The 6866-nt window shown below is 65.7% G+C and carries 6 protein-coding genes; 1 reads left to right on the top strand and 5 read right to left on the bottom strand.

All coding sequences use genetic code 11. The annotated features are described in order from the left end of the window. Positions 1–224: 224 nt before the first annotated feature. The 4 genes from NS355_RS14065 to parE form a co-directional block, all read right to left on the bottom strand. Positions 225–1139 carry an Hsp33 family molecular chaperone HslO gene (locus NS355_RS14065; protein ID WP_058746281.1) on the bottom strand — a complete coding sequence of 305 codons (915 nt, stop codon included), beginning with the start codon at positions 1137–1139 and terminating at the stop codon, positions 225–227. Between the two features lie 118 nt (positions 1140–1257). After that, positions 1258–2181 carry an ornithine carbamoyltransferase gene (gene argF, locus NS355_RS14060; RefSeq protein WP_058746280.1) on the bottom strand — a complete coding sequence of 308 codons (924 nt, stop codon included), beginning with the start codon at positions 2179–2181 and terminating at the stop codon, positions 1258–1260. Positions 2182–2234: 53 nt separating this feature from the next. Further along, on the bottom strand, positions 2235–3425 hold the full coding sequence (locus NS355_RS14055; protein ID WP_058746279.1) for an aspartate aminotransferase family protein: 1191 nt from the start codon (positions 3423–3425) through the stop codon (positions 2235–2237). Between the two features lie 91 nt (positions 3426–3516). Continuing rightward, positions 3517–5496 (bottom strand): DNA topoisomerase IV subunit B, encoded by a 1980-nt coding sequence (gene parE / locus NS355_RS14050; protein ID WP_058746278.1) that lies wholly within the window; start codon positions 5494–5496, stop codon positions 3517–3519. 152 nt (positions 5497–5648) lie between these two features. On the opposite strand from parE, the gene NS355_RS14045 reads away from it, so the two are divergent. Further along, a complete protein-coding gene (locus NS355_RS14045; RefSeq protein ID WP_058746282.1) occupies positions 5649–6509 on the top strand; it encodes an outer membrane protein in 861 nt (286 codons plus the stop codon). Positions 6510–6653: 144 nt separating this feature from the next. On the opposite strand, the gene NS355_RS14040 is transcribed toward NS355_RS14045, so the two are convergent. Further along, on the bottom strand, positions 6654–6866 hold a 213-nt coding region (locus NS355_RS14040), incomplete at its 5' end, for a GcrA family cell cycle regulator (RefSeq protein ID WP_244489691.1).

The following is a 6866-nucleotide window of genomic DNA, read 5'->3' as shown; positions in this document are numbered from 1 at the left end:
ATATAGCATGGTCGCAAGAAAATTACCAGCATATGTGCAGGGTAGCGGAACCATCCGGTGCGGGCGGCCTACGCATCCCCATTCCATCTTTCCTCCCCGGCACGGGGAGAGGGACCATGCGCAGCATGGTGGAGGGGGCGCGCCCAAAGGCCGTCCTATGCCGAAGCCCCCCTCCGTCAACGCTGACGCGCTGCCACCTCCCGGTTCCGGGGAGGATTTAAGGATCAGGCCGCAGGCTCCGCGTCGAAGGGCACCGGGAATTTCTTCGCGCAGAAGGCACAGTCCACCTGGATCAGGCCGTCGGCGTCCGCCATTTCGCGCCGTTCCTCGACCGAGAATTTCGTGATGACGCTGGCGATATACTCCGCCGAGCAGCGGCAGCCGCGCACGATGGCCGGGCTTTCCGACACGCGGACATTCTGCTCCTCGTTGAACAGCCGCCATACGAGCGTTTCCAGCGGCAGCGCGGCATCGGCCAGCTCCTCGGCCTCCATCGTCTGGCCCAGTGCCTGAACATGCTCCCATTCGGGATGGTCGAGCTTGACGTGCAACCGCTCTCGGCCTTCCTCGCCCTCGGGCAGGTGCTGAAGGAACAGGCCGCCCGCGACGGTGCGACCATCGGGGCCCTTGCTGATCCCGACGCGCAGCAGGCTGGGGATTTGCTCGGACTGGATGAAATAGCTCTCGGCGGCGCTCGACAGCGTATCACCATCCAGCGGCACGATGCCCTGATACCGCTCGTCGGTCATCGCCAGGTCGAAGGTGATCGCCAGATAGCCCTGCCCGAACAGGGCGAACAGCGTCGGCTCGGCGGGGAGCTCGGCCAGCCGGTCCTCGTCATACTGGACATAGCCGCGCAACTCGCCACCGCGATAATCGCACACCAGCAACCGGATTACGCCGCTGTCGCTGCGCGTCTGAATGGTCAGCTGGCCGCTGGTGTCCTTCAGCGTCGCACCCATCAGCGCGGTCAGGGTCAGCGCTTCGGCCAGCAGTCGCTCGATCGCGGGCGGATAGGCATGTGCGGCCAGAATCTCGTCCAGCACCGGACCCAGCCGCACCAGCCGCCCGCGCGCATGATGCTCGGGGATGATGAAACCGATCGCGCGGTCGAGGTCGGGCAGGGTGATGTCGGTCATGCTCGTGCCTTTACGCACCGGAGGAGGTCCGGGCGATATGGTGCCGGTAGGGCAGGGGAAAGAGAGAAGGCCGACGAACCCGCCGGCCTTCTCCTAGATAGTATGGAGCGGCCTGCGATCAACCGATCTGGCCGAAGCACCAGCGCAGGACGGACTTCTGCGCGTGCAGGCGGTTCTCCGCCTCCGGCCAGATCAGCGACTGCGGGCCGTCGATGACGTCGGAGGTCACTTCCTCGTCGCGGTGCGCGGGCAGGCAGTGGAGGAATTTGGCGTTGGGCTTGGCCAGCGCCATCAGGTCGGCATTGACCTGGAACGGCATCATCGCGGCGAGCTTTTCCTCGGCATGGGCCTGGCCCATCGAGATCCAGGTGTCGGTGACGACGATGTCCGCCCCCTCGACCGCGGCGCGCGGATCGGTGGTGCAGGTCGCGCGACCCTTGCCCAGCTCCAGCGTGCCGGGCTCGGGATGATAGCCGTTGGGGCAGGCGGCGACCACGTCGAAGCCGAGCAGCCCGCCCGCCTCGACGATCGAGTGCAGCACATTGTTGCCGTCGCCCAGCCAGGCGACCTTCATGCCGGACAGGGTCTTGCCCGCCTCGATCACGGTCAGCAGGTCGGCCATGATCTGGCACGGATGCGACAGGTCGGTCAGGCCGTTGATGACCGGCACGCTGGCATAATGCGCCATTTCCTCGACCTTGGCATGGTCGTCGGTGCGGATCATGATCGCGTCGGTATAGCCCGACAGGATGCGCGCGGTGTCGGCGATGGTCTCGCCCCGGCCCAGCTGCATCGTTCCGGCATCGAGCACGATCGAGGTGCCGCCCAGCTGGCGGATCGCCATGTCGAAGCTGACGCGGGTGCGGGTCGAGTTCTTCTCGAACACCATGGCCAGCGTGTGGCCGGTCAGCGGCGCATCGGCATCGACGCGGCCCTTGGTGAAACCGGCGCGGGCGGCCTTGCGGGCCTGCGCGTCGTTCAGAATGGCGGTCACACCCTCGGGACCGGCGTCGGCGAGGTTCAGGAAGTGGCGGATCGTCATGGGTCGTTACTCCGTCCCCCGGCGGCCACGGACCGCCGGGGTGGCAGGGATCGTCAATCGTCGGCGGCGGGGACGTAGACGCGCGCGGCGTCCGACAGCTTCGTCGCGAACTCGGTGATGTGGCTCTCGTCGATGGTCAGCGGCGGCAGGATGCGGATGACATTCTCGCCCGCCGCCACTAGCAGCAGCCCGTGATTGTCGCGGCAATGCGCCACGAAACGACGGCTGTCGCTCTTCATCTTCAGGCCCTGCATCAGGCCGTGACCACGCACTTCCTCGAACAGGTGATCGAAGTTCGGGATCATCTGCTCCAGGGTCGAGCGCAGGCGCTTGCCCATCGCCTCGACATGCTCGAGGAAACCGTCTTCCTGCATCACGTCGAGGACGGCTTCACCGGCCGCCATGGCGAGCGGGTTGCCGCCATAGGTCGAGCCGTGGGTGCCCGCGACCATGCCCTTGGCCGCTTCCTCGGTCGCCAGGCACGCGCCCAGCGGGAAGCCGCCGCCGATGCCCTTGGCCGACGCCATGATGTCGGGTTTCACGCCGTACAGCTCATGCGCGAAGAACTTGCCGGTACGGCCGTAACCGCACTGCACCTCGTCGAGCACCAGCAGCAGGCCATGCTCGTCGCATGCCTTGCGCAACCCTTGCAGGAATTCCATGCTGGCGGGACGCAGACCGCCTTCGCCCTGGATCGGTTCGACCAGGAAACCGGCGGTGTTCTCGTCGATCAGCGCAAGCGCGGCCTCCAGATCGTCGAACGGCGCATAGGCGAAGCCGGGCAGCAGCGGCTCGAACCCGTCACGCATCTTGGGCTGATTGGTCGCCGAGATCGCGCCCAGCGTCCGGCCATGGAACGCATTGTTGAACGTGATCAGCGTGTGGCGCTGCGGATTGCCATTGGCGAAGTGATAGCGGCGCGCGGTCTTGATCGCGCACTCGACGGCTTCCGCGCCCGAATTGGTGAAGAACACCGTGTCGGCAAAGGTCGAATCAACCAGCCGCTGGGCGAAATGCTCACCCTGGGGGCTGCCATAGAGGTTCGACACATGCATCAGCGTCGCGGCCTGCTTGGCGATCGCCTCGACCAGTTTCGGATGGCCATGGCCCAGCGCGTTCACTGCGATCCCGGCGGCGAAGTCCAGATACTGCTCGCCGTCCTCGCCATAGAGATAGACGCCCTCGCCTCGGACCGGACGCACCCCGCACCGTGGGTAGACGGGCATCAGGGCGGTGATGGTCACGGGACGTCTCCTTCAAACAGCAAAGGGCGGCATCAAGGGCCGCCCTTCACCGCTGTAGCGGATCGCAAAAAGCGAGACAACACCTGCCCGATCAGGCGTCGATGACTTCCTCGTCCAGCCGCGCCGCATTTTCCTGGATGAAGGCGAAGCGGTGGGCCGGGTTGTTGCCCATCAGCCGGTCGACCAGGTCCTTCACGCCCGCCCGCTCCTCATATTCCTGGGGCAAGGTGATGCGGATCAGGCTGCGGGTCGACGGGTCCATCGTCGTTTCGCGCAGCTGGCCGGGGTTCATCTCGCCCAGCCCCTTGAAGCGCGCGACGTCGACCTTCTTGCCCCTGAACGCGGTGCGCTCCAGCTCGGCGCGGTGGGCGTCGTCGCGGGCGTAGAGCGACTTGGCGCCGACCGTCAGGCGATAGAGCGGCGGCTGGGCGAGGTAGAGGTGCCCACGTCGTACCAGATCGGGCATTTCCTGGAAGAAGAAGGTCATCAGCAGCGTGGCGATATGTGCACCGTCCACATCGGCGTCGGTCATGATGACGATCTTTTCGTAGCGCAGCTGGGTCGGGTCGCAATCCTTGCGGGTGCCGCAGCCCATGGCCAGCGTCAGGTCGGCGATTTCCTGATTCTGAAGAATCTTGGTCGAGGTGGCGCTGGCGACGTTCAGGATCTTGCCGCGGATCGGCAGGATCGCCTGGGTCTTGCGGTCGCGCGCCTGCTTCGCCGAGCCGCCTGCCGAATCGCCCTCGACGATGAAAAGCTCGGTGCCCTCGGGGCTGTCCGCCGAGCAGTCGGTCAGCTTGCCGGGCAGGCGCAGCTTGCGCGCGCTGGTCGCGGTCTTGCGCTTGACCTCGCGCTCGGCCTTGCGGCGCAGGCGTTCGTCCATCCGGTCGAGCACATAGCCGAGTAGCGCCTTGCCGCGATCCATGTTCGCCGAGAGATAATGGTCGAAATGGTCGCGCACCGCCTTTTCGACCAGTCCGGCGGCTTCCGGGCTGGTGAGCCGGTCTTTGGTCTGGCTCTGGAATTGCGGTTCGCGGATGAAGACCGAGAGCATCAGTTCGGAGCCCACCATCACGTCGTCGGCGGTGATGTCTTTGGCCTTTTTCTGGTTCACCAGTTCACCGAACGCGCGCAGGCCCCGGACCAGCGCCTGGCGAAGGCCCTGTTCGTGCGTGCCGCCATCGGGGGTCGGGATGGTGTTGCAATACCAGCTATAGCTGCCGTCGCTCCACAGCGGCCAAGCGACCGCCCATTCGACGCGGCCCTGTTCGGCGGGGAAGTCCTGATTGCCCGAAAAGAAATCGGCCGTCGCGCATTCGCGCCCGCCGATCTGCTCCTTCAGATGGTCGGCCAAGCCGCCGGGAAACTGGAATACGGCATCGGCGGGCGTGTCGTCGGTGATGAGTTCGGCGGCGCAGTGCCAGCGTATCTCGACCCCCGCGAACAGATAGGCCTTGGAGCGGACCAGCTTGTGCAGCCGCGCGGGCTTGAAGTGCAGTTCTGGCCCAAAAATCTCGGTATCCGGCGTGAAGGCGACGCTGGTGCCGCGTCGATTGGGGGCGGCACCCACCGTCTCCAGCGGGCCGAGCGTCGCACCCTGGGCAAAGCGCTGGCGATAGAGGATACGCTCGCGCGCTACCTCGACCACCGTATCCGACGACAGCGCGTTGACCACCGAGATGCCGACGCCGTGCAGACCGCCGGAGGTCGCATAGGCCTTGCCGGTGAACTTGCCGCCCGAGTGAAGCGTCGAGAGGATGACCTCCAGCGCCGACTTGTCGGGGAATTTGGGGTGCGGGTCGACCGGAATGCCGCGCCCATTGTCGACGATGGTCAGGCGGTTGCCCGGCTCCAGCTTCACCTCGATCCGGGTCGCGTGGCCCGCGACGGCCTCGTCCATCGCATTATCAAGGACTTCGGCGGCCAGATGGTGCAGCGCGCGCTCGTCGGTGCCGCCGATATACATGCCCGGACGGCGCCGCACCGGCTCCAGCCCCTCCAGCACCTCGATCGAGGAGGCGTCATAGGCGGGCTGGGGTCGGGCACCGCCCGCGAACAGATCATTGGACATAACGGGAACTATAGGGCTTCCGGCGCGCTTGCGCCAGCTTCGTGGCGCGTTGCGCAAATGCAACAAAGCTTTGCCGATATTCTAACGTGGGATATTTCCACGGCACCGGACCGTTAGCCCGGTACCTTTATGCCAAGGGTACGGGAGTGATCATGATGAAATTCTGGATGGCGGGGGCCATGGCCTCGGCGTTGATCGCCACGCCGGTGATGGCGCAGGACGGCACCTATGCGGCGCAGGACGACGCGCCCTTCTCCGGCGTCTATGTCGGCGGCAGCTTCGGTTATGACGTGCAGCCCAACGACGTCGGCTCGCGCTTTCTGTTCGACCGTAATCTGGACGGGCGGTTCGGCGACGTGGTGACGACCTCGACCGGCGCCAATGCCTTCTCGCCGGGCTTCTGCAACGGGCGCGCGCGCAGCGTCCTTTCGCCGCAGAATGCCGCCACCGGTTGCGACAACGACAAGGATGGCATCGCCTATTACGGCCGCGTCGGTATCGACCATCAGGTCGGCAACATCGTCTACGGCGCAGTGGGCGAGTTCGGTAAGTCGGAGATCACCGATAGCGTCTCGGCCTTTTCGACGACTCCGGCTTGGTACACCATGACCCGCAGCATCGACTGGGAAGCCTCGGTCCGCGGTCGCGCCGGTTATGCGGCGAACAACACGCTGTTCTACGGCACGTTCGGCGGCGGCTATGCCCGGATCAACCGCGAGTTCGCGACCTCGAACGGGTCGAACGCCTTTGCCCTCAGCGGCAAGCGCAACCAGTTCGGCTTCCTCGGCGGCGGCGGTATCGAGCAGAAAATCGGGCGCAACTTCTCGATCGGCATGGAATATATGTACCACCAGTATCAGGACGACGACACGCGCGTCCGGGTGACGCAAGGGTCGGCGCCTGCGACCAATCCGTTCGTGCTGGCGCCGAACACCAGCGGCACGGATATCCGGCGGTCGGACGACAAGTTCCGCTGGCATTCGCTGCGCGCGACGGCGGCGTTCCGGTTCTGATGTGAGGGGCGCGCCCCGTCGCTTGAGGCAAGTGGCGGGGCGCGCACTTCGACTTCGCTCTCGCGCGAAGTCGAAGGCCAAGGGAAACCGCGACGAAAAAGCCCGCCGGTCAAGAAACCGGCGGGCTTTTTTCTCAGACCCGAATCAGCGGACGCGCGGGCCGCCAAAGGGCAAAGGCGGCGGCGGGCGGCGGTCGCGACGGGGCAGCTGCGCCTGATAGGCGTGGCCGCAATGCGCGACGCAGTAGGGGAAGCCCGGATTCACCTTGTCGCCGCAGAAGTGGAAGTCCGGCTCGCCCGGATGGCCGATCGGCCATTTGCAGATGCGGTCGTTCAGGTCGAGCAGCGAGGTCTTGCC

Source organism: Sphingomonas yabuuchiae (assembly GCF_001477495.1).
GTDB lineage: Bacteria > Pseudomonadota > Alphaproteobacteria > Sphingomonadales > Sphingomonadaceae > Sphingomonas > Sphingomonas yabuuchiae_A.
The sequence above is the reverse complement of the archived record's forward strand: the minus strand, read 5'-3'. Positions and strand labels throughout refer to the sequence as shown.